21 protein-coding genes and 1 riboswitch are annotated in these 20,391 nt (G+C 66.4%); of the genes, 15 read left to right on the top strand and 6 right to left on the bottom strand.

All coding sequences use genetic code 11. The features are described 5' to 3' along the window. Positions 1-6: 6 nt before the first annotated feature. The 3 genes from dapF to BMX85_RS25815 are packed head-to-tail and all read right to left on the bottom strand — an operon-like array spanning position 7 to position 2,610. Positions 7-870 carry a diaminopimelate epimerase gene (gene dapF, locus BMX85_RS25805; protein WP_090325603.1) on the bottom strand — a complete coding sequence of 288 codons (864 nt, stop codon included), beginning with the start codon at positions 868-870 and terminating at the stop codon, positions 7-9. Between the two features lie 10 nt (positions 871-880). After that, positions 881-1,759 carry an LpxL/LpxP family acyltransferase gene (locus BMX85_RS25810; protein ID WP_090325605.1) on the bottom strand — a complete coding sequence of 293 codons (879 nt, stop codon included), beginning with the start codon at positions 1,757-1,759 and terminating at the stop codon, positions 881-883. Next, positions 1,756-2,610: a lysophospholipid acyltransferase family protein gene (locus BMX85_RS25815; RefSeq protein ID WP_090325607.1), complete on the bottom strand. Its 855-nt coding sequence runs from the start codon at positions 2,608-2,610 to the stop codon at positions 1,756-1,758. Before BMX85_RS25815 ends, BMX85_RS25810 begins: the two co-directional genes overlap by 4 nt. 199 nt (positions 2,611-2,809) lie before the next feature. Between BMX85_RS25815 and metK the strand changes: the two genes are divergently transcribed. From metK to metF, 4 genes are all read left to right on the top strand, one after another. Beyond that, on the top strand, positions 2,810-3,976 hold the full coding sequence (gene metK, locus BMX85_RS25820; protein ID WP_090325609.1) for a methionine adenosyltransferase: 1,167 nt from the start codon (positions 2,810-2,812) through the stop codon (positions 3,974-3,976). 179 nt (positions 3,977-4,155) lie between these two features. After that, a riboswitch (S-adenosyl-L-homocysteine riboswitch) is annotated at positions 4,156-4,224 on the top strand. Between the two features lie 26 nt (positions 4,225-4,250). Beyond that, positions 4,251-5,678, top strand: a complete 1,428-nt coding sequence (ahcY, locus tag BMX85_RS25825) for an adenosylhomocysteinase (protein ID WP_090325611.1) — start codon at positions 4,251-4,253, stop codon at positions 5,676-5,678. 77 nt (positions 5,679-5,755) lie between these two features. Next, entirely contained in the window at positions 5,756-6,106 is a 351-nt protein-coding gene (locus BMX85_RS25830) for a phage holin family protein (RefSeq protein WP_090325614.1), read from the top strand. Then, on the top strand, positions 6,099-6,926 hold the full coding sequence (metF, locus tag BMX85_RS25835) for a methylenetetrahydrofolate reductase [NAD(P)H] (RefSeq protein ID WP_090325616.1): 828 nt from the start codon (positions 6,099-6,101) through the stop codon (positions 6,924-6,926). Before BMX85_RS25830 ends, metF begins: the two co-directional genes overlap by 8 nt. Positions 6,927-6,973: 47 nt before the next feature. Here metF and BMX85_RS25840 read toward each other — a convergent pair whose 3' ends face one another. Further along, entirely contained in the window at positions 6,974-7,516 is a 543-nt protein-coding gene (locus BMX85_RS25840; RefSeq protein WP_090325618.1) for a 5-formyltetrahydrofolate cyclo-ligase, read from the bottom strand. Between the two features lie 119 nt (positions 7,517-7,635). Here BMX85_RS25840 and BMX85_RS25845 point away from each other — a divergent pair, with 119 nt between their 5' ends. The 11 genes from BMX85_RS25845 (at position 7,636) to dsbD (ending at position 19,639) form a co-directional block, all read left to right on the top strand. After that, complete coding sequence (locus tag BMX85_RS25845) at positions 7,636-9,630, top strand: lytic transglycosylase domain-containing protein (protein ID WP_090325620.1); 1,995 nt, start codon at positions 7,636-7,638, stop codon at positions 9,628-9,630. Between the two features lie 34 nt (positions 9,631-9,664). Then, positions 9,665-10,381 (top strand): glutathione S-transferase family protein, encoded by a 717-nt coding sequence (locus BMX85_RS25850; RefSeq protein ID WP_090325622.1) that lies wholly within the window; start codon positions 9,665-9,667, stop codon positions 10,379-10,381. 5 nt (positions 10,382-10,386) lie between these two features. Beyond that, positions 10,387-11,622, top strand: coding sequence for a multifunctional CCA addition/repair protein (locus BMX85_RS25855; RefSeq protein WP_090326097.1), 1,236 nt, complete (start codon positions 10,387-10,389; stop codon positions 11,620-11,622). Beyond that, positions 11,619-12,296 carry a GNAT family N-acetyltransferase gene (locus tag BMX85_RS25860; protein WP_090325625.1) on the top strand — a complete coding sequence of 226 codons (678 nt, stop codon included), beginning with the start codon at positions 11,619-11,621 and terminating at the stop codon, positions 12,294-12,296. Before BMX85_RS25855 ends, BMX85_RS25860 begins: the two co-directional genes overlap by 4 nt. 94 nt (positions 12,297-12,390) lie before the next feature. Continuing rightward, complete coding sequence (mrtJ, locus tag BMX85_RS25865; protein WP_229210669.1) at positions 12,391-12,780, top strand: JDVT-CTERM system glutamic-type intramembrane protease MrtJ; 390 nt, start codon at positions 12,391-12,393, stop codon at positions 12,778-12,780. Between the two features lie 42 nt (positions 12,781-12,822). Continuing rightward, complete coding sequence (locus BMX85_RS25870; protein WP_090325629.1) at positions 12,823-14,961, top strand: choice-of-anchor D domain-containing protein; 2,139 nt, start codon at positions 12,823-12,825, stop codon at positions 14,959-14,961. 12 nt (positions 14,962-14,973) lie between these two features. Next, positions 14,974-15,468 carry a TlpA family protein disulfide reductase gene (locus BMX85_RS25875; protein ID WP_090325631.1) on the top strand — a complete coding sequence of 165 codons (495 nt, stop codon included), beginning with the start codon at positions 14,974-14,976 and terminating at the stop codon, positions 15,466-15,468. After that, on the top strand, positions 15,465-15,680 hold the full coding sequence (locus tag BMX85_RS25880) for a DUF4266 domain-containing protein (RefSeq protein ID WP_090325633.1): 216 nt from the start codon (positions 15,465-15,467) through the stop codon (positions 15,678-15,680). The genes BMX85_RS25875 and BMX85_RS25880 overlap by 4 nt, the downstream gene beginning before the upstream one ends. Before the next feature lie 13 nt (positions 15,681-15,693). Beyond that, entirely contained in the window at positions 15,694-16,866 is a 1,173-nt protein-coding gene (locus tag BMX85_RS25885; RefSeq protein WP_229210670.1) for a DUF3570 domain-containing protein, read from the top strand. Then, positions 16,860-17,759, top strand: a complete 900-nt coding sequence (locus BMX85_RS25890) for an FAD:protein FMN transferase (RefSeq protein ID WP_090325635.1) — start codon at positions 16,860-16,862, stop codon at positions 17,757-17,759. The genes BMX85_RS25885 and BMX85_RS25890 overlap by 7 nt, the downstream gene beginning before the upstream one ends. Beyond that, positions 17,756-19,639, top strand: coding sequence for a protein-disulfide reductase DsbD (dsbD, locus tag BMX85_RS25895; protein WP_090325638.1), 1,884 nt, complete (start codon positions 17,756-17,758; stop codon positions 19,637-19,639). Before BMX85_RS25890 ends, dsbD begins: the two co-directional genes overlap by 4 nt. Here dsbD and BMX85_RS25900 read toward each other — a convergent pair. Both BMX85_RS25900 and BMX85_RS25905 read right to left on the bottom strand, forming a co-directional pair. Next, positions 19,636-19,875 (bottom strand): hypothetical protein, encoded by a 240-nt coding sequence (locus BMX85_RS25900; protein WP_090325640.1) that lies wholly within the window; start codon positions 19,873-19,875, stop codon positions 19,636-19,638. The genes dsbD and BMX85_RS25900 overlap by 4 nt on opposite strands. Then, complete coding sequence (locus BMX85_RS25905) at positions 19,872-20,327, bottom strand: DUF6932 family protein (RefSeq protein ID WP_143068075.1); 456 nt, start codon at positions 20,325-20,327, stop codon at positions 19,872-19,874. The genes BMX85_RS25900 and BMX85_RS25905 overlap by 4 nt, the downstream gene beginning before the upstream one ends. Positions 20,328-20,391 lie beyond the last annotated feature (64 nt).

Here is a 20,391-nt window from a genome sequence, read left to right on the forward strand (position 1 = left end):
GCCCGGTTAAATTTCCATCTCGCCTTCGAACACCGTCACGGCCGGGCCGGTCAGCAGCACCGGCTGGCCTTCGCCCGCCCAGCTGATCGACAGTTGGCCGCCGCGGGCGTCGACCCGCACCGGGCTGTCGAGCAGGCCGCGCGCGATGCCGGCCACCACCGCCGCGCAGGCGCCGGTGCCGCAGGCCAAGGTCTCGCCGACGCCGCGCTCGAACACGCGCAGCTTGACGTGCCCGCGATCGACGATCTGCATGAAACCGGCGTTGACCCGGTTCGGGAAGCGCGGATGGTGCTCGATCAGCGGACCGGTCAGTTCCACCGGCGCGGCGTCGACGTCGTCGACTACCTGCACCGCGTGCGGATTGCCCATCGATACGGCCGAGATCAGCACGCTTTCCTTGGCGCCCGCCAGTTCCAGCACCAGCGGCCACAAGCTGGCGCCGCCCTGGCGTTCAGCTTGCAAGCCTTCGGCGTCGAACGGCACGCGCGCGGGATCGAGCACCGGCGGGCCCATGTCGACGGTGATGCTGCCGTCCGCCTCCAGCCGTGGCGCGATCACGCCGGCCTTGGTTTCGACGGTGATGCTGCGCCGGTCGGTCAAGCCTTTTTCCGAGACGAACTTGACGAAGGCGCGCGAACCGTTGCCGCACTGTTCCACCTCGCCGCCGTCGGCGTTGAAGATGCGGTAGCGGAAGTCGCAACCCGGCTGCGTCGGCTTTTCCACCAGCAGGATCTGGTCGGCGCCGACGCCGAAGCGGCGGTCGCCCAGCAGCTTCCATTGCGCCGCCGTCAGGTCGATCTGTTGGTTGATGCCGTCGATGACCACGAAGTCATTGCCGGCGCCGTGCATCTTGGTGAATTTGAGTTTCATCGTCTATCTTCTACCTGGAACGTTGGTACAGCGAGGGCTCGCCGTTGGGCCGCGTCTTGAAGCGCTTATGGGTCCAGAAATACTCGGACGGCGCTTCGCGCACCCTTTCCTCGATGAACTCGTTCATGCGGCGGGTGGCGGCGACCATGTCGGGACCCGGGTAATTGTCCCACACCGGATAGAACTTCACACGATAACCTTGATAGTCGGGCAGGAAGGTGGCGATCACCGGCATCACCTGGGCGCCGGTGGTGGCGGCGATGCGCGCCGTGGCCGTCAGGGTGGCCGCCTGGATGCCGAAGAACGGCACGAACTCGGCATCCTTCTCGCCGAAGTCCATGTCCGGCAGCATGAAGTAGGGCAGCTTGTCGCGCAAGGCGCGCAGGATGGGCTTGATGCCGTCCTGGCGGGTGAACAGCTTGACCGGCTTGAAGCGCGCGCGGCCGGCGCGCAGCACCTTGTCGAACACCAGGTTCTTTTGCTGCACATACATCGACGAGGCGCTGGCCACCATCGCGATCGACGCGCCGGCCACGTCCAGGCAGACGAAGTGCGGGCACAGCAGGATGGTCGGCTGGGCCGTCATCTCGGCCACCGGCACCGGGCCGGGCTCGACGCGGATCAGGCGCCGCAGGCGCGCCTCGGAGGCCCACCACAGGATGCCGCGCTCCCACACGCTGCGCGAGTACGCCTGGAAATGGCCGCGCGCGATGGCGACCCGTTCGGCCTCGGTCAACTCCGGCATGCACAGGCGCAGGTTGGTCAGCGCGATGTGGCGGCGCGAGCGCAGCGTCATGAACAACAGGCTGCCGGTGAGCTTGCCGACCCGGCCCAGCAGCGGCAGCGGCAGCCAGTGCAGCAGCCACATCAATCCCAGCAGCAGCTTCATGCCCGTCCTCCCGCCGCGACCGGCGCGGCGATGCCGGCCGGCACCTTGTAGCGGTTGTAGCTCCAATAATATTGCTCGGGGTTGCGGGCGATCAGCCGTTCCATGGCGGCGTTGATGGCGCGCGCCTGCTCGGCCGTGCTGCCGGCCAGCGAGCCGTCGAACGGCACGAAGCGCACCACGAAGCCTTTACCGCCGGGCAAGCGCTCGGCGTAGGTGACGATGATGGTGGCGTCGCCCATCTGCGCCAGCTTGGCCGGCAAGGTCATGGTGTAGGCGCTGCGGCCGAAGAAATCGGCCCACACGCCTTCGCCCTCCTGCGGCACCTGGTCGGGCAGCACGCCGATCGGCTTGCCCTTTTTCAGGAACTTGGCCAACATGCGCACGCCCGACATATTGGCCGGCGCCAGCAGCAGGTTCTTGCGCGCGCGCGCGCCCTCGACCAGCGGCTTGAGCGCCGCCTGTTTCGGCGGGCGGTACATCACCATCAGCTCGGTGCGCAGCGCGATTTCCTGCGCGACGATCTCGAAACAGCCCAAGTGTGGCGTCAGGAACACGATCCCGCGTCCGGCGTCCAGTTCGGTTTGCACCAGCTCCCAGTTCTCGGCGTGGGCCAGGCGCGACACCCGCGCGGGCGACGCACACCAGACAAAGGGCAGCTCGACGATGCTTTTTCCGGCCTCGGCGATGGCCGCCGACAGGTGTCCCGTATAGCCGGCCAGGGCCATGTTCTCGCGCATCCGCCGACGATGCGATGGAGAACACAGATAAACCAGCCAGCCGAGCGCGGCGCCCACCGCGTGCAGCAGCGGCAGCGGAAAGATCGATAAAAAGCGGAAAAGATAAACAAGCATGAAGTGAAATCGTCAATATCAAGGAACGTTCGGCTGCTGTTGCTATAGCCAAAATTTTTTTAAGAAGCGTAAAATACCACGTATGCAGTGCCCGCTGAGTTAACAGACAACTTGCGAAGCGGAATATAAATATCGCTAAAGCGTCGCAAGCCGTATTGGGTGAGCGACAACCATTCTCAACCAGTATCAGGAGCTTGCGATGTCAAACGATTATCTTTTCACTTCCGAATCCGTTTCGGAAGGCCATCCGGACAAGGTCGCCGACCAAATCTCGGACGCCATTCTGGACGCCATCCTCGAGCAGGACCCGAAAGCGCGCGTCGCCGCCGAAACGCTGTGCAACACCGGCCTGGTGGTGCTGGCCGGCGAAATCACCACGCACGCCAACGTTGATTATATTCAAGTCGCGCGCGAAACCATCAAGCGCATCGGCTACGACAACACCGACTACGGCATCGACTACCGCGGTTGCGCGGTGCTGGTGGCCTATGACAAGCAGTCGCCCGACATCGCGCAGGGCGTCGACGAGGGCGCCGGTATCGACCTCGACCAGGGCGCCGGCGACCAGGGCCTGATGTTCGGCTACGCCTGCGACGAAACGGCCGAGCTGATGCCGGCCGCCATCCACTACGCGCACCGCTTGGTCGAGCGCCAGTCGCAGCTGCGCAAGGACGGCCGCCTGCCGTGGCTGCGTCCGGATGCCAAATCGCAAGTCACGCTGCGCTACGTCAACGGCCGTCCGGTCGCGGTCGACACCGTCGTGCTGTCGACCCAGCATGCGCCGGAAATGCAGCACAAGCAGATCGAAGAGGCGGTGATCGAGGAGATCATCAAGCAGGTGCTGCCGCGCGAATGGCTGGTCGACACCAAGTACCTGGTCAACCCGACCGGCCGCTTCGTCATCGGCGGACCGCAGGGCGACTGCGGCCTGACCGGGCGCAAGATCATCGTCGACACCTACGGCGGCGCCAGCCCGCACGGCGGCGGCGCCTTCTCCGGCAAAGACCCGACGAAGGTGGACCGTTCGGCCGCCTACGCCGCGCGTTACGTCGCCAAGAACGTCGTCGCCGCCGGCCTGGCGCGCCAATGCCAGGTGCAGGTCAGCTACGCCATCGGCGTGGCGCGGCCGATCAACATCACGGTCTATACGGAAGGCACCGGCGTCATCCCCGACGACAAGATCGCCGCGCTGGTGATGGAGCACTTCGACCTGCGTCCGAAGGGCATCGTGCAAATGCTCGACCTGCTGCGTCCGATCTACGCCAAGACCGCCGCCTACGGCCACTTCGGCCGCGAAGAGCCGGAATTCACGTGGGAGCGCACCGACAAGGCCGCGGCCCTGCGCGCCGCCGCCGGCCTGAACTAACCCCCCCGCCGGGGTCAAGTCTGTCATTCGGACACAAGCTCGAGCGTGGAAGGTCTTCTGCGCTTGAGGCCGTGTCCGAATGACAGACTTGACCCCGGGGTTTGTTGCTTGAACATCCGTTGACCCGGCTTATTTCTCCCCGCGTGTGGCGATCCGCGCCGAGGTGGTGCTAAAATGCACCTTCCGAGGAGCGTTGCGACGAATTCCCCATTCGCCAGGCTCGGAATTTGCAACCGCGCTCACGTTACTTTTTTCTAACTGAAAGGAGGGCGTGATGAACGCCGTACTCAAATCCGCACAAGACTACCTGGTCGCCGATATTTCCCTGGCTTCCTGGGGTGACAAAGAAATCCGCATCGCCGAAACCGAAATGCCAGGCCTGATGGCGATCCGCGAGGAATTCGCCGCCGCCCAGCCGCTCAAGGGCGCGCGCATCACCGGTTCGCTGCACATGACCATCCAGACCGCCGTGCTGATCCAGACGCTCGAAGCGCTGGGCGCCAAGGTCCGCTGGGCGTCGTGCAACATCTACTCGACCCAGGACCACGCCGCCGCCGCCATCGCCGCCGCCGGCACCCCGGTGTTCGCCATCAAGGGCGAGACCCTGGACGAGTATTGGGACTACACCCACCGCATCTTCGAGTGGCCGGCCGACGCCGCCGGCAACGCCGTCTACTCGAACATGATCCTCGACGACGGCGGCGACGCCACGTTGCTGCTGCACCTGGGCGCGCGCGCCGAAAAAGATATCTCGGTGCTGGCCGCGCCCAGCTCGGAAGAGGAGATCTGCCTGTTCAACGCCATCAAGGCGCACCTGGCGATCGATCCGGCCTGGTACTCCAAGCGTCTGCCGCAGATCATGGGCGTGACCGAGGAAACCACCACCGGCGTGCACCGCCTGTACCAGATGCACAAGGACGGCAAGCTGGCCTTCCCGGCGATCAACGTCAACGATTCCGTCACCAAGTCGAAGTTCGACAACCTGTACGGTTGCCGCGAGTCGCTGGTCGACGGCATCAAGCGCGCCACCGACGTCATGATCGCCGGCAAGGTCGCCGTCATCGCCGGCTACGGCGACGTCGGCAAGGGCTCGGCCCAGGCCATGCGCGCGCTGTCGGCGCAGGTGTGGGTCACCGAAATCGATCCGATCTGCGCGCTGCAGGCGGCGATGGAAGGCTACCGCGTCGTGACGATGGACTACGCCGCCGAACACGGCGACATCTTCGTCACCTGCACCGGCAACTATCACATCCTGACCGAGCAGCACATGCTGGCCATGAAGGACCAGGCCATCGTCTGCAACATCGGCCACTTCGACAACGAGATCGACGTCGCCGCGCTGAAGAAGTACACCTGGGAAAATATCAAGCCGCAAGTCGACCACGTGATCTTCCCGTCGGGCAAGCGCATCATCCTGCTGGCCGAAGGCCGCCTGGTGAACCTGGGTTGCGGCACCGGCCATCCGTCGTACGTGATGAGCTCGTCGTTCGCGAACCAGACCATCGCCCAGATCGAGCTGTTCGCCAACACCGACAAGTACCCGGTCGGCGTCTACGTGCTGCCGAAGCACCTGGACGAGAAAGTGGCGCGCCTGCAGTTGAAGAAACTGAACGCGCAGCTGACCGTGCTGACCGAAGAGCAAGCGGCCTATATCGGCGTGACGCAGCAAGGTCCGTACAAACCTGACCACTACCGTTATTAATCCGGCGGCGTGAGGCGGGGCCGGCGTGTGCCGGCCCTGTTTTTTATTGAGCTAATTTTTTGCAGCGAGACTTAGTTATGCGTCTGGTCCTTACCTGGTTAATCAATGCGGTTGCCCTGCTGGCAATTCCCTACCTGATGCGTTCTGTCGATGTCACAAGCATAGGCGCAGCCCTCGTCGCGGCTTTCGTGCTGGCCCTTGTAAACACCCTGATCCGCCCCGTGCTGTTGCTGTTGACCCTGCCCGTGACGATGTTGTCGCTGGGACTGTTTATCTTCGTCATCAACGGCTTCATGTTCTGGCTGGTGGCGCAATTCGTCGACGGCTTCCACGTCGATAGCTTCCTGTCGGCGATCGGCGGCGCACTGCTGTACAGCGTGATTTCCTGGGCCCTGTCTACCCTACTTTTGAAGAACGCAGATGACTAGTCATAATTTCAGTATCGAATTCTTTCCGCCGAAGACGGCGGAAGGGGCGGAAAAGCTGCGCGCCACGCGCGCCAAGCTGTCCGAACTGAAACCCAAATATTTTTCCGTGACCTTCGGCGCCGGCGGCAGCACGCAGCGCGGCACCCTGGACACGGTGGTCGAAATCCTGGCCGCCGGCGAGGACGCCGCGCCGCACCTGTCGTGCGTGGGCGGCACGCGCGAGTCGATCCGCGCCATCCTGGCCGAATTCAAGTCGCACAACATCAAGCGCATCGTCGCGCTGCGCGGCGACCTGCCGAGCGGCTACGGCGCGGCCGGCGAATTCCGCTACGCCAACGAGCTGGTGGAGTTCATCCGCCAGGAGACCGGCGAGTGGTTCCACATCGAAGTGGCGGCCTATCCGGAGGTGCACCCGCAGGCCAAGTCGCCGCGGGACGACCTGCTGGCGTTCGAGCGCAAGGTCAAGGCCGGCGCCAACGCCGCCATCACGCAGTATTTCTACAACGCCGACGCCTACTTCCAGTTCGTCGACCAGACCCGCAAGCTGGGCATCGACGTGCCGATCGTGGCCGGCATCATGCCGATCACGAACTACACGCAGCTGATGCGTTTTTCCGACATGTGCGGCGCCGAGATCCCGCGCTGGGTGCGATTGAAACTGGCCAGCTACGGCGACGACACCGCGTCGATCAAGGCGTTCGGCCTCGATGTGGTGGCGCAGCTGGGCGAGCGCCTGCTGGCCGGCGGCGCCCCGGGCCTGCACTTCTACAGCATGAACCAGGCCGCGGCGACGACGGCTTTGTGGCAACGCCTGGTGTGACGGTGGGGTGGCGCTGAGGCGACGGCGATGCGGCCATCATGGCCGCGTCACCCGCCGCTCTCGGTGACGACGCGGTCCAGCGCCACATCGTGCGCGTCGCCGTCGAACTGCACTTCCAGGCAGCTGTACGCGATGCCCACCGTTTGCGGACGCGGCGCGCGCGCCAGGGTGCGGTCGTAAAACCCGCCGCCATAGCCCAGTCGATAACCTTGCGGGTTGTATCCCAGGCAAGGCACCAGCAACGCCGGCGGATACGCCGCCGCCAGCCGCAACTGCGCCGGCACCGCCACCCCCATCGCGTCCTTGACCATCGCCTCGCCGATGCGCCAGTCGGCGAATTCCAGCGCCGCGTGCTTTTCCACCACCACCGGCAGCAGCAGCCGCGCGCCCAGGCGCGCCAGTTCCGCGTAGGCCGGCTGCAGATCCGGCTCGTCGCGCAACGGCCAGTACACGCCCAGCGCCGCCGGCCGCGCCGCGCGCCACCACGCGATCACCCGCGCGCCGATGGCGTGGTCCCAGGCCGCCCGCGTGGCCGGATCGAGCGCGCGCCGCGCGGTCAGCAACCGCTTGCGCAAATCGGCCTTTCGCATGGCGGGCGGGGCTGTTCGTTCGCTCGCGGCACGTGGTATTCTAGGGTCGCTGGTCATGGATTCATCGCCGGTCATGGATTCGGTTGTCGCTTCGTACACTGCTTAAAGAGAGTTTCACATTGATTTCCGCTTCGAAATGGATTGCCGGCGTCGCCGTCGTGGCCTGGGTTGCGTTCAACCCTACTTATATGTCGGTGGCCCACGCCGAGGACATCGGCGCCGAGACCAAGCGCCAGGACGACGCCTTCCTGCTGATGCGCGACGCGGTGCGCCAGGACGACACGGCCAAGGTGGATTTCTACGCGGCGCGCCTCGCCAATTATTCGATTCCCTCGTATGTCGATTATTATCGGCTCAAATCGCGCCTGAAGGACGTCCCCTACGCGGAAATCCGCGATTTCATGAAGCGCTACGAAGGCCAGGCCATCGTCGACCGCCTGCGCAACGACTGGCTGCTGGACCTGGGCCGCAAGCGCGATTGGGCCACCTTCGACGAGCAGCTGCCGCTGTTCGTGCTCAACGATGACACCCAGGTCAAATGCTACGCGCTGCAATCGCGCGCGCTCAAAGGCCAGAAGGTGGCAGACGAGGCGCGCGCGCTGCTGACCTCCCCGGCGGTCTACGGCGAACCCTGCGCGGGCCTGATCGCCACCCTGTTCCAGACCGGCCAGTTCGACGCCAACGACCTGTATGAGCAACTGCGCCTGGCCGGCGAATTCAACGCCACCGGGCAGGCGCGCCGCATCGTCGCCCTGCTGGGCGGCCCGGAGAAAAAGGCGGTGCAGGCGGTCGACACGCCGGCGCTGGCGCTGGCCAAGGGGCCGGGCGGCGGCCGCACCGAACACGAGATCTTCGTGGTGGCCGTCGGCCGCATGGCCAAGACCAGCGTCAAGCTGGCGGCGCTGGCGCTGGACAAGGCCTCATCCCAACTGACGCCGCTGGAGCGGCAGGAAGGCTGGGCGGCGATCGCGCTGCAATCGTCCTATTCGCTCGACACCGACACGGCGGAGTACTGGCGCCGTTCGAACGGCGCCAGGCTGTCGATCGACCAGATCCAGTGGAAAACACGCATCGCGCTGCGCGCCGGCGACTGGCGCCAGGTCAAGGCCAGCATCCAGGCGATGCCGGCCTCGCTGCGCGACGATCCGGCCTGGATCTACTGGATGGGCCGCGCGCTGATGGCCGAAGCCGGCGTGACCAGCCATCCGGCCGGCGAGGCCGAGCGGCTGTTCCGCAGCATCTCCGACCAGCCCAATTTCTACGGCCAGCTGGCGTTGGAGGAAACCGGCAACCTGGTCACCATCCCGCTGCCGGGACTGCCGATCACGCCCGCCGAAACCGCGGCGATCGCCGCCAATCCCAACTTCCAGCGTTCGCTCAAGTTCTTCGGCATGCGCCTGCGCTTCGAGGGCACCCGCGAATGGAACTGGGGCCTGCGCGGGCTGGACGAACGCGGCTACCTGGCCGCCGCCGAATTCGCGCGCCAGCACGAGATCCTCGACCGCATGGTCAACACCTCGGACCGCACCCGCATCCAGGTCGATTACACGCAGCGCTTCCCGTCGCCGCACCACGACGTCATGCATCCGGCCACGCAGACCTTGGGTCTCGACAAGGCCTGGGTGTATGGCTTGATGCGGCAGGAGTCGCGCTTCATCCTCGGCGCGCAATCGCACGTGGGGGCGTCGGGCCTGATGCAGGTGATGCCGTCGACCGCGCGCTGGGTGGCCAAGAAGCTGGGCCTGACCGACTTCGCGCAGGACATGCTGACCGACGTGCGCACCAACATCATGCTGGGCACGAACTACCTGAACATGGTGCTCGGGAACATGGACGGCTCGGAGGTGCTGGCCACGGCGGCCTACAACGCCGGGCCGGGACGCTCGCGCCGCTGGCGCGCAACCCTCACCAAGCCGATCGACAGCGCCATCTTCATCGAGACCATCCCGTTCTACGAGACGCGCACCTACGTCAAGAACGTGATGTCGAACGCCACCTACTACGCGGCGTTGTTCGAGGGCCGTCCGCAATCGCTGAAGGCGCGCATCGGCACCGTCGCGCCGCGCTCCTACAGCGCCGAGGAAGAGCAGGAATCGAGCTACGGCTCGCGCTGACCAAACGCATTGACCACACCATTACGGACGCATCATGCAGACCACCAAACTTGATCCCAGCCTGTCGAACACCCTGGCCAGCGCGCGCGAGCCGGGCCTGACGCTCATCATCGGCAACAAGAATTATTCGTCCTGGTCGATGCGGCCGTGGGTGGCGATGACCGCGTTCGGCATCCCGTTCCAGGAGGTGCGCGTGCTGCTCGACCGGCCCGACACCGCCAACCGCATCTGCGGCTACTCGGCCAGCGGCCGGGTGCCGGTGCTGCTGGCCGGCGAGATGACGATCTGGGACAGCCTGGCGATCTGCGAGTATCTGGCCGAGCAGTTCCAGGAGCTGCATCTGTGGCCCCAGGACGTGGCCGCGCGCGCGATGGCCCGTTCGGTCTGCGCCGAGATGCACGCCGGCTTCGCCGACCTGCGCACGTCGATGTCGATGAACATCCGCGCCAGCTTTCCCGGCAAGGGCCGCACCAACGGCTCGCAGGCCGACATCGGCCGCATCAGCGAGATCTGGGAGGAGTGCCTGTCGCGCTTCGGCCACCACCAGTTCCTGTTCGGCGACTTCTCGATCGCCGACGCCTATTACGCGCCGGTGGTGATGCGCTTCCGCACCTACGGCGTGTCGCTGGCGCCGGCGCTGGACGCCTACTGCCAGCGCGTGCTGGCGCATCCGGCCGTCGCGCGCTGGGTGGCCGAGGCGCTGGCCGAAACCGAAACGGCGCCCAAGCACGACGCCGACATGCCGGACTGACGATGATGCGGATTTATGTAGTCGGCGGCGCCGTGCGCGACGAGCTGCTTGGCCTGCCGGTCAAGGACCACGACCACGTGGTGGTCGGCGCCACGCCGGACGACATGCTGGCCCGGGGCTTCCGCCCGGTCGGCAAGGATTTTCCCGTGTTCCTGCATCCGAAGACGCAGGAGGAGTACGCGCTGGCCCGCACCGAGCGCAAGACCGCGCCCGGCTACAAGGGCTTCGTGTTCCACACTTCCCCGGATGTCACGCTGGAGCAGGATTTGATCCGGCGCGACCTGACCATCAACGCCATCGCCCGCGCCGACGACGGCGCGCTGACCGATCCCTTCGGCGGCCGCCGCGATATCGAACAGCGCGTGTTCCGCCACGTCTCCGACGCCTTCGCCGAGGACCCGGTGCGCATCCTGCGCGTGGCCCGTTTCGCCGCCCGCTACAGCGACTTCCGCGTGGCGCCGGAAACCAACGCGCTGATGCGGCAAATGACGGAGCAGGGCGAGGTCGACGCGCTGGTGCCGGAACGCGTGTGGCAGGAACTGTCGCGCGGGCTGATGGAAGACAAGCCGTCGCGCATGCTGGAGGTGCTGCGCGATTGCGGCGCGCTGGCGCGCATCCTGCCGGAGCTCGACGCGCTGTGGGGCGTGCCGCAGCCGGAAAAGTGGCACCCGGAGATCGACACCGGCGTCCATATCCTGCAGGTGGTCGATTGCGCGGCGCGGGCGAAGCTGGAACTGCCGACGCGCTTCGCCTGCCTGATGCACGACCTGGGCAAGGGCGTGACGCCGTCGGCCACCTGGCCGGCGCACCATGGCCACGAGGAACTGGGCGTCAAACTGGTCGAGCAGGTGTGCAAGCGCCTCAAGGTGCCGACCGAGTGCCGCGACCTGGCCGTGATGACCGCGCGCGAACATGGCAACGTGGGCCGCGCGCTGCAACTGCGGCCCAACACCATCGTCAAGCTGCTCGAGCGCTGCGACGCCTTCCGCAAGCCGGCGCGCTTTTCGCAGATGCTGCTGGCGACCGAATGCGATTCGCGCGGGCGCATCGGCCCCACGGCCAGCTATCTCGAGGCGCCGTTCCCGCAGTTGGCGCACCTGGAGGCGGCGATGGCGGCCGCGCGCGGCGTCAACGCCGGCGAGATCGCCCAGGCCAGCGCCGACCATCCGCAACGGATACCGGAATTCGTGCACCGCGCGCGGGTGACGGCCGTGGCAACGGCGCTGAGGGTGGACGAATGAACTCCATCGACCTGTTCCAAAATCCGCTGCGCCGCTGGGGCAAGCACAAAGACGGCAAACAGCGGCCGACGGTGCTGGTCAAGGAGCTGCAGGAGCGCGACCGCCGGCGCATGGTCAAGCACTTCCTCGAACTGGAAAGCAGCGACCGGCTGCTGCGCTTCGGCACCATGCTGCCCGACGAGCGGGTCGAGAAATACGTCAACAGCATCGATTTTTCGCGCGACATGGTGTTCGGCGTGTACAACCGGCTGTTCAAGCTGGTGGCGGTCGGCCACCTGGCCTTCGCGCCGCGCGACGAGTCCAAGAGCGCCGTCACCGAGAAGGAGCGGGTGGCCGAATTCGGCGTCTCGGTCAGCAAGAGCGCGCGCGGCATGGGCGTCGGCTCCAAGCTGTTCGAGCGCGCCGCCATCCACTGCCGCAACAGCGACGTCGATACTTTATATATGCACTGCCTGTCGTCGAACAAGACGATGATGCACATCGCGAAAAAGGCCGGCATGGAGATCCATCGCGATTACGGCGAGGCGGACGCCTATCTCAAACTGACTCCGGCCAACCCGGCCAGCGTGCTGCAGGAAGCGCTCGACGAGCAATTCGCCACGCTGGACTACACCCTCAAGGCGAACAAGCGCTTCGCCACCAAATGGCTCGGTCGCCTGACCGGCCGAAAATAAACGCATTTTCCCCCACTTCAGTTAGAACCTTTACCGGCTGGCCTGGAATGAACGGTCAGACAAGATACGCAAACCGGTAACCAGGCTTCCCAACGTGCCGCTGATCTCCTTACTTCTGCCCATGCCATGGGCGGCGGACGCCTTGTGCGGCGCGCAGTTGCGGGCGCCCGATCCGGGTGTTTGCCTGCAGTTGCTGGTGCTGTCGCCGCTGCTGGAGGAGTGCGTGGTCCGCGCCGGCCTGCAGGAGTGGCTGATACGACGCTCGCCGCTGCCGCGCCAGGGATTCGGGTGGACCTGGCCCGTGCTGGTGTCGACGGCCGCTTTCGGGCTGCTGCACCTGGGCTCCGGCTGGCAGGCGGCCGTCGCGGTGCTGCCACCGGGACTGGCGCTGGCGCTGCTCTACCAGCGCACCCGCAACTGGTGGTGGTGCGCGCTGATGCACAGCGCGTTCAATGCCTTTGCTATCTCTGTCTGCGGTTTATAGATCTATTCGGATCAATTTCAAGATCAACTTCAGGAGAGTGGCATGACAGGTTTAACGTGGGAATTCCGGCTGCGGCACGCGGCGGCGGCGGCGCTGCTATTGGGACTGGCTTCGCAATCGGCGAGCGCGCAAGACGCGTTGAACGGGCGCTCCCTGTATCAGAACGGCCCCGTCGGCGGCGGCGGCACCTGCGTCGCCTGTCATGGCGCTAGTCCGGCCAACAATGTCAGTAACATCCAGCGCGCCGCCAATCAGCCGTCCGTCATCGCCGCCGCCATCGCCCGCAACGCTGGTGGCGGCATGGGCCAGTTCGCCGGCCGCTTCAGCTCCGCCGAACTGGCCGACATCGCGGCCTACATCGCCAATCCGACCGTGACGGCGTCGCCGGCGGCCTCGCTGGCGCCGGCCAGCCTGGCCTTCAGCGGCACCAGCATCGGCCAGACCAGCGCTCCTTTGAGCACGACCCTGAGCAGCACCGGCAGCGCCGCGCTCAATATCGGTAACATCACCCTGGGCGGCGCGGCGGCAGGCGACTATAGCCTGACCGGCGGCAGCTGCGCCAACGGCGCGGCCATCGCGGCCGGCGCCAACTGCACCGTGCAGGTCAGCTTCCGTCCGACGGCGGCCGGGGCGCGCGCCGCCACCCTGACCATCACCCACAACGCCACCGGCGGCAGCAGCGCCGTGGCCCTGAGCGGCACCGGCAACGCCACGCCGCAGGCGACCATCGCGCTGTCGGCGCCGAGCGTCAACTTCGGCGCGCAGCTGACCGGCGCCGCGTCGGGCGCCTCCACCATCACTGTCACCAACAGCGGCCAGGCGCCGCTGGCGTTCACCTCGATCGCCGTCGGCGGCGCCAATGCCAATATCTTCACGCTCGGCGGCAACTGCGCGGTGGCGACGCCATTGCCGGTCAACGCCAGCTGCAGCGTCACGGTACAGGCCACGCCAACCGCCGCCGGCGCCTTCGCCGGCAGCTTGACCCTGGCCTCCAACGCCAGCAACGGCGCCGCCACGGTGGCGCTGTCGGGCACCGCTTCGGCCGCCGCGCCGGCGCTGACGGCCTCGCCGTCCGCGCTGGCCTTCGGCCTGCGCACGATCAGCTCCCCGGCGACGTCGCAGACGGTGGTGCTGGCCAACACCGGCAACGTCGCCGTCGCCTTCACGCGCATCGCGCTGACCGGTTCGAGCAGCTTCACCATCGCCGCCGGCGACTGCGGCGCCACCCTGGCCGTCGGCGCCAGCTGCTCGGTACCGGTGCGCTTCGCGCCGACCGCCGACGGCGCGGTCACCTCCACCCTGGGCGTGACCTCGAACGCGGCGGCCGTGCAAGTGGCCATCACCGGCAGCGGCACCACGCAATCGGTCGGCGTCCCGGTGCTGTCCGAGACCGGGCCGATCGCCTTCGCCGATACGCAAGTCGGCGCCAGCGCGGCCGAGCACACGACGACCGTGGGCAACACCGGCAGCGCGGCGGTGCGCATCTCGACCCTGAGCCTGGGTGGCGCGCAAGCCGGCGACTTCGTCACCGGCGGCACCTGCGCTGCCAACGGCACCGTCAGCGCCGGCGCCAGCTGCACCATCACCACGGCCTTCCGTCCGACGGCCGCCGGCGCCCGCAGCGCAAGCCTGTTGCTGGTGACCGACGCCGGCGCGCAGTTCACGCTGCCATTGAGCGGCAACGGCGTGGCGGTCGCGGTCAGCGCGCCTTCGCTCGGCGTCAGCCCGCAAAGCTTCGATTTCGGCGCCGTCACCATCGGCGCCGCCGCGCCGACCCGCCGCTTCAGCTTGACCAACAGCGGTTCGACCGCGCTGACCCTGGCCAGCGCCGCCTTCAGCGGCCCGTTCGCCGCCGTCGCCGACAGCACCGGCTGCGCCGCCTTCCCGTTCACCTTGCAACCCGGCGCCACCTGCGACCTGGTGGTGCGCTACACGCCGGTCAACGCCGGCGGCAACAGCGGCAATGCCGTGATCCAGTCGAACGTGGCCGGCGGCAGCTGGACCATCGCCCTGAACGGCCAGGCCAACGCCGCCCCGTCCAACGCCACGCCGCAAAACCGCGGTGGCGGCGGCTGCTCGGCCTCGCAAAGCGTCAACGATCCGATGCTGGCGTTGCTGGCCATGCTGTCGCTCGGCGTGATCGTGTGGCGCCGCCGTCGCAACCGCGACGATCAAAACTAACCTGGAGCCACTATGAAAATCAAAGCTATATCGATCCTGCTGGCCGCCACGCTGGGCGCATCGTCGGCGTTCGCGCTGGAGAAGGGCGCACCCGCGCCGCAGTTCGACCTGCAGGGCATGGACGGCGCCGTCCAACTGGCGAAGTTGACCGGCAAGGTGGTGTACGTCGACTTCTGGGCCTCGTGGTGCGGCCCGTGCCGCCAGTCCTTCCCGTGGATGAACGAGATGCAGGCCAAGTACGGCCCGCGCGGCCTGCAAATCGTCGGCATCAACGTCGACGCCAAGAGCGAGGACGCCAAGACCTTCCTGGCGGCCACGCCGGCCAAGTTCACCATCGCCTTCGATCCGAAGGGCGCCACCCCGCGCCAGTACGGCATCAAGGGCATGCCGAGCAGCGTGTTGATCGGCGCCGACGGCAAGGTCCTGCTGGAGCATTCCGGCTTCCGCGACGCCGACCGCGCCGAACTGGAAGCGAAGATTCAATCCGCACTGGGAGCCGCCAAATGAAAACCCTGATCGCCCTGGCGCTGGCCGCCAGCCTGTCCGGCTGCGCCTCGTTCGGCAATGTCCAGCCTTGGGAAAAAGGCACGCTGGCCAAGCCCGAAATGACCTTCAACGACGGCGGTTTGTTCAGCCGTTACGACGACCATATCTACACCAGCCGCGAGTCCTCGTCGGGCGGCGCCGGTGTCGGTGGTGGCGGCTGCGGCTGCAACTGACATGGAATATCCTATGACCAGCAAAGAAATCACAGTTCCCGACGACGGCCAGCCGTCGATGTCGCCATCGTCGCTGGCCGGCTCGATCCTGGCGGCGGCGCTGCTGCTGCCGGGCGTGCAGGCGCGCGCCGAGGCGCCGCCGACCAATGGCGTGATCAGCATCGGCTATCTGGACTACCGCGAAAGCCAGTCCGACATGGACCGCATCCGCGTGCACGCGCCGTCGGTGTCGATCATGGCGCCGGTGGCGGGCGTCTGGAGCATCAGCGCCTCGGCGGTGACCGACGACGTGTCTGGCGCCTCGCCGCGCTACCATACGGCCGTCTCCGGCGCCTCGCGCATGAGCGACGACCGCAAGGCCGGCGACGTCTCGCTCAAGCGCTACCTCGATCGCGGCAGCGTGTCGGTCGGCGCCAGCTATTCGACCGAGCATGACTACGTGTCGCGCGCCTTCTCGCTGCAGGGCACCTTCGAGAGCGAAGACCGCAACACAACGTGGTCGGCGGGCTTCGGCCGCGCCAACGACGAGATCAATTCCACCGGCGGCGCCGTGGTCGGCGAGAAGAAGAACACCACCAACCTGCTGGTCGGCGTGACCCAGGTGCTGACCAAGAACGACGTGGTGCAACTGACCTTGGCGCACGACCGCGGCCGCGGCTTCTTCTCCGATCCGTACAAGGCCTTCGACAACCGACCGCGCAGCCGCAACGAGAACACCGTGCTGCTGCGTTGGAACCACCATGTCGAATCGACCGGTGGCATCAGCCGCAGCTCCTACCGCTACTACCGCGACAGCTTCGGCGTGCGCGGGCACACGCTGTCGCAGGAATACGTGCAGCCGCTGTCGCAGGGCTGGACCGTGACGCCGGAAGTGCGCCTCTACACGCAAAGCGCGGCGGACTTCTACTACGACCCGGTCTACGATCCGGTGTTCGGCACGCCGTTCCCGCCCGGCTTCAACGCCGCCAATCCGGGCCTGTCGTCTGCCGACCAGCGCCTGTCCGGTTTTGGCGCGGTGACCGTGGGGCTCAAGGTCAGCAAGCAGATCGACAAGCTGTGGTCGGTGGACGTCAAGGCCTCCGCCTATCAGCAGCGCGGCAGCTGGCGCGCGTTCCACTCCGGCAGCCCCGGGCTCGAGCCGCTGCGCGCGCAGACCTTCCAGATCGCGGTCAACCGGCAATGGTAGAGGCGATCCACCGCACCGCGTTCGACGCCATGGCCAGCCGCTGCGAGATCCGGCTGGCCGCGCCCGACGCCCACACGGCCGAACTGCTGTCGCGGCAGGCCGTGGCGGAGGTACGCAGGATCGAGGAGAAGTACTCGCGCTACCGGCCGGAGAGCATCGTCTCGCGGGTCAACGCGGCGGCGGGCAGGGAGCCGGTCGCCTGCGACAAGGAGACCATGGCGCTGATGTCCTACGCCGCCGCGCTGTACGGCGCCAGCGAGGGGCTGTTCGACATCACCTCCGGCGTGCTGCGCAAAGCCTGGGATTTCCGCCGGCCGAGCGTGCCGAAGGCGCAGGTGCTGGAGCCCTTGCTGGCGCTGGTCGGCTGGGACAAGGTGGTGTGCGACGGTGAGGATGTGTCTCTGCGCGAAGCGGGCATGGAGATCGACTTCGGCGGCTTCGGCAAGGAGTACGCGGCCGACCGCGCGGCCGGCCTGCTGATCGAGGCCGGCGTGCGGCACGGCTATGTGAACCTGGGCGGCGACATGCGCTTCATCGGCCCGCGCCTGGACGGGCGACCGTGGAGCATCGGCATACAGGACCCGCGCGATCCCGGCGCGGTGGTCGCCAGTATTCCGATCAGCCAGGGCGCGCTGGCCACCAGCGGCGACTATGAGCGTTATTTTGAACTGGATGGGCAGCGTTACTGCCACATCCTCGATCCGCGCACCGGCATGCCGGTGCGGCACTGGCGCTCGGTGAGCGTGATGGCGCCGATGGCGATAGCGGCTGGTAGTTGTTCGACGATCGCCATGCTCAAGCAGCAGGGCGGGCTCAATTTTCTGAACGCCTCCGACATGGGTTATTTGACCATCGATGATCAGGGGCAGATGTTGTATAGGGATATCTCATGAAACGACAAAAATGGATGGTGCGTCTGCAGATGCTGGCGACGATGCTGGTGGCGCTGATCGCGCTGTTTGCGGGCAGCCAGGTGCGGGCGGGCGACTTTCTCGAGCCGGAGCAGGCCTTCAAGCTGACCGCCGAGGCGCTCGACGCCAAGACCGTGCGGCTGACGTGGAAGATCGCCAAGGACTACCACTTGTACCGCGATCGTCTGAGCTTCAACGCCGCCGACGGCGCGCAGGTGGCGGCGCCGGTGCTGCCGAACGGCATACGCAAGTTCGACACCAATTTCAACAAGGAGATGGAAACCTACCAGGACACGCTGGTGATCGATCTCCCGGTGGCGGCCAAGCAGCCGTACACGCTGCTGGTCGGTTACCAGGGCTGCGCGGACGCCGGCCTGTGTTATTCGCCGGCGGAGCAGAGCTACCGCGTCGACCCGAGGAAGCCCGGCAAGCTGACGCCGATCGACCCGGCCGCGCCGGCCGCGACGAACGCAGCTTCCGCCGCCGCCCCGGCATCGGTCGCGGCCACCGGCGCGGCATCCACTCCGGCCGCCGCGCCGGAGGATGACAGCTCGCTGGCCCAGCGCACGCTGCAAAGCGGCAGCGCCTGGCGCATCGGCCTGGCCTTCCTGGTCTTCGGCCTGCTGCTGTCGTTCACGCCGTGCGTACTGCCGATGGTGCCGATCCTGTCGTCGATCATCGTCGGTGAAGGCAATGTCTCGCGCGGCCGTGGCTTCATGCTGGCGCTGGCCTACAGCCTTGGCATGGCGCTGGTCTACACCTCGCTCGGCGTCGGCGCCGGCCTGGCCGGCGAAGGCCTGGCCGCCGCGCTGCAAAAGCCGTGGGTGCTGCTGACGTTCGGCGCCTTGCTGTTCATCCTGTCGCTGTCGATGTTCGACGTCTATCAGCTGCAGCTGCCTAGCAGCCTGCAAAGCCGCCTAAGCTCCACCAGCGGCAATATGGGCGGCGGCAAATTCGCCGGCGTGTTCGTCATGGGCGCCCTGTCGGCGCTGATCGTCGGTCCGTGCGTGGCCGGTCCGCTGGCCGGCGCGCTGCTCTACATCAGCCAGACGCGCAACGTCTGGACCGGCGGCTGGGCGCTGTTCTCGATGGCGGTCGGGATGAGCGTGCCGCTGCTGTTGACGGGCCTGTCGGCCGGCAGCCTGCTGCCGCGCGCTGGCGCCTGGATGAACGGCGTCAAGAAGGTCTTCGGCCTGTTGCTGATCGCGGTCGCCATCTGGATGGTCACGCCGGTGTTCTCGGTCACCGTAATGATGGTCATGTGGGGCGTGTTCGCGCTGCTGTGCGCCATGTTCCTGCACGTGTTCGACGGTATTCCGAAGGGCGCGGGCTTGGGCGCCTATGTCGGCAAGACCTTGGGGCTGGCCTTTCTGCTGGTCGGCCTGTTCGAGTTGACCGGCGCCGCCAGCGCCGGGCGCGACGTGCTGCAGCCGCTGGGGCATTTGACGATCGCCCGCGCCGAGGGTGGCGCCGGCGGCGCCGGTGGAGGCGCGGCGGACGGCGGCGAGGCGCACTTCACGCGCATCAAGACGGTGGCCGAGCTGGATCGGGTCCTGGCCACCAGCGCCAAGCCGGTGATGCTGGACTTCTACGCCGACTGGTGCGTGGCGTGCAAGGAGATGGAGCGTTTCACGTTCTCCACGCCGGCCGTCAACGGCAAGATGAAGGAGGTGACGCTGCTGCAGGTGGACGTCACCGCCAACAACGCCGACGACAAGGCGCTGATGAAGCGTTTCGGCCTGTTCGGCCCACCGGGCCTGATCTTCTTCAACGGCGGCAAGGAGATTCCGAACAGCCGCGTCATCGGCTTCATGAAGGCCGAGCCGTTCCTCGAGCACCTGAATCGCCAGTTTGCGAGTTAGTCGAGTCTCTCTGTGTCGACAAGCTGGCGCTTGAACGGTTCCTGCTTGTCGATCTCACCGGTTTCCCGGGCGCGGGCGGCGGCAAGGGCCTGTATTGCGTCCTCGGCGGCTTGCTGTTGGTTCTTCGCGGCGATCTGCAGCCAGAAGTCCTCGGGAGACAGTGCCGCGCGCGCGGTGGTGGCCGCCGCAAATTCGCTAAGCACCCGAGCATGGTTCCTGAGAAATTCGATGCTCATATCGTTAACTCCACAAATCCCTTCGGTGTCTTGCCGTCATGCTGAAAGCCAAACAGTCCCTTGAAATATGCCTGGCGATGTAACATTTCGCCGGGGCATGGGGCTTCCATATAAAAATCCACGTGGAAGCGCCTCCCAACCGTGTTGCGGTCGGTCAACGCGCGAACGTTTAGCTTTTGCTCGTCCGTTAGATCAATCCCGGCGCTTGGGTTCCACATGATGCAGTCGATATCATCCGGGCCGTATTTAGCGGTCAGAAACGAGCCGTCTATCCAAAGTATAGCGTGTACGTGTAAGGATTGAAGTTTTTGAATCCACTGTTTGAACGAAGCAAATATTATCGCCCGGCGCGCATCGGCCAGGAATGGCGTGACGGCGACCGCTTGGAGTTCGTCCAGCGTCACGGCGTGGATGCCGGGCGGCCAGAGTGGAGGGAAGTCTGCCTTTTTCATTGCGATGACCATCCGCGCGGGTTCTCGTTGCTGGATTACAGCGTGCCGAGCGCACGGAGAGTAT

The sequence above is a fragment of the Duganella sp. CF517 genome (assembly GCF_900110275.1).
In the GTDB taxonomy this organism is placed as follows: domain Bacteria; phylum Pseudomonadota; class Gammaproteobacteria; order Burkholderiales; family Burkholderiaceae_D; genus Rugamonas.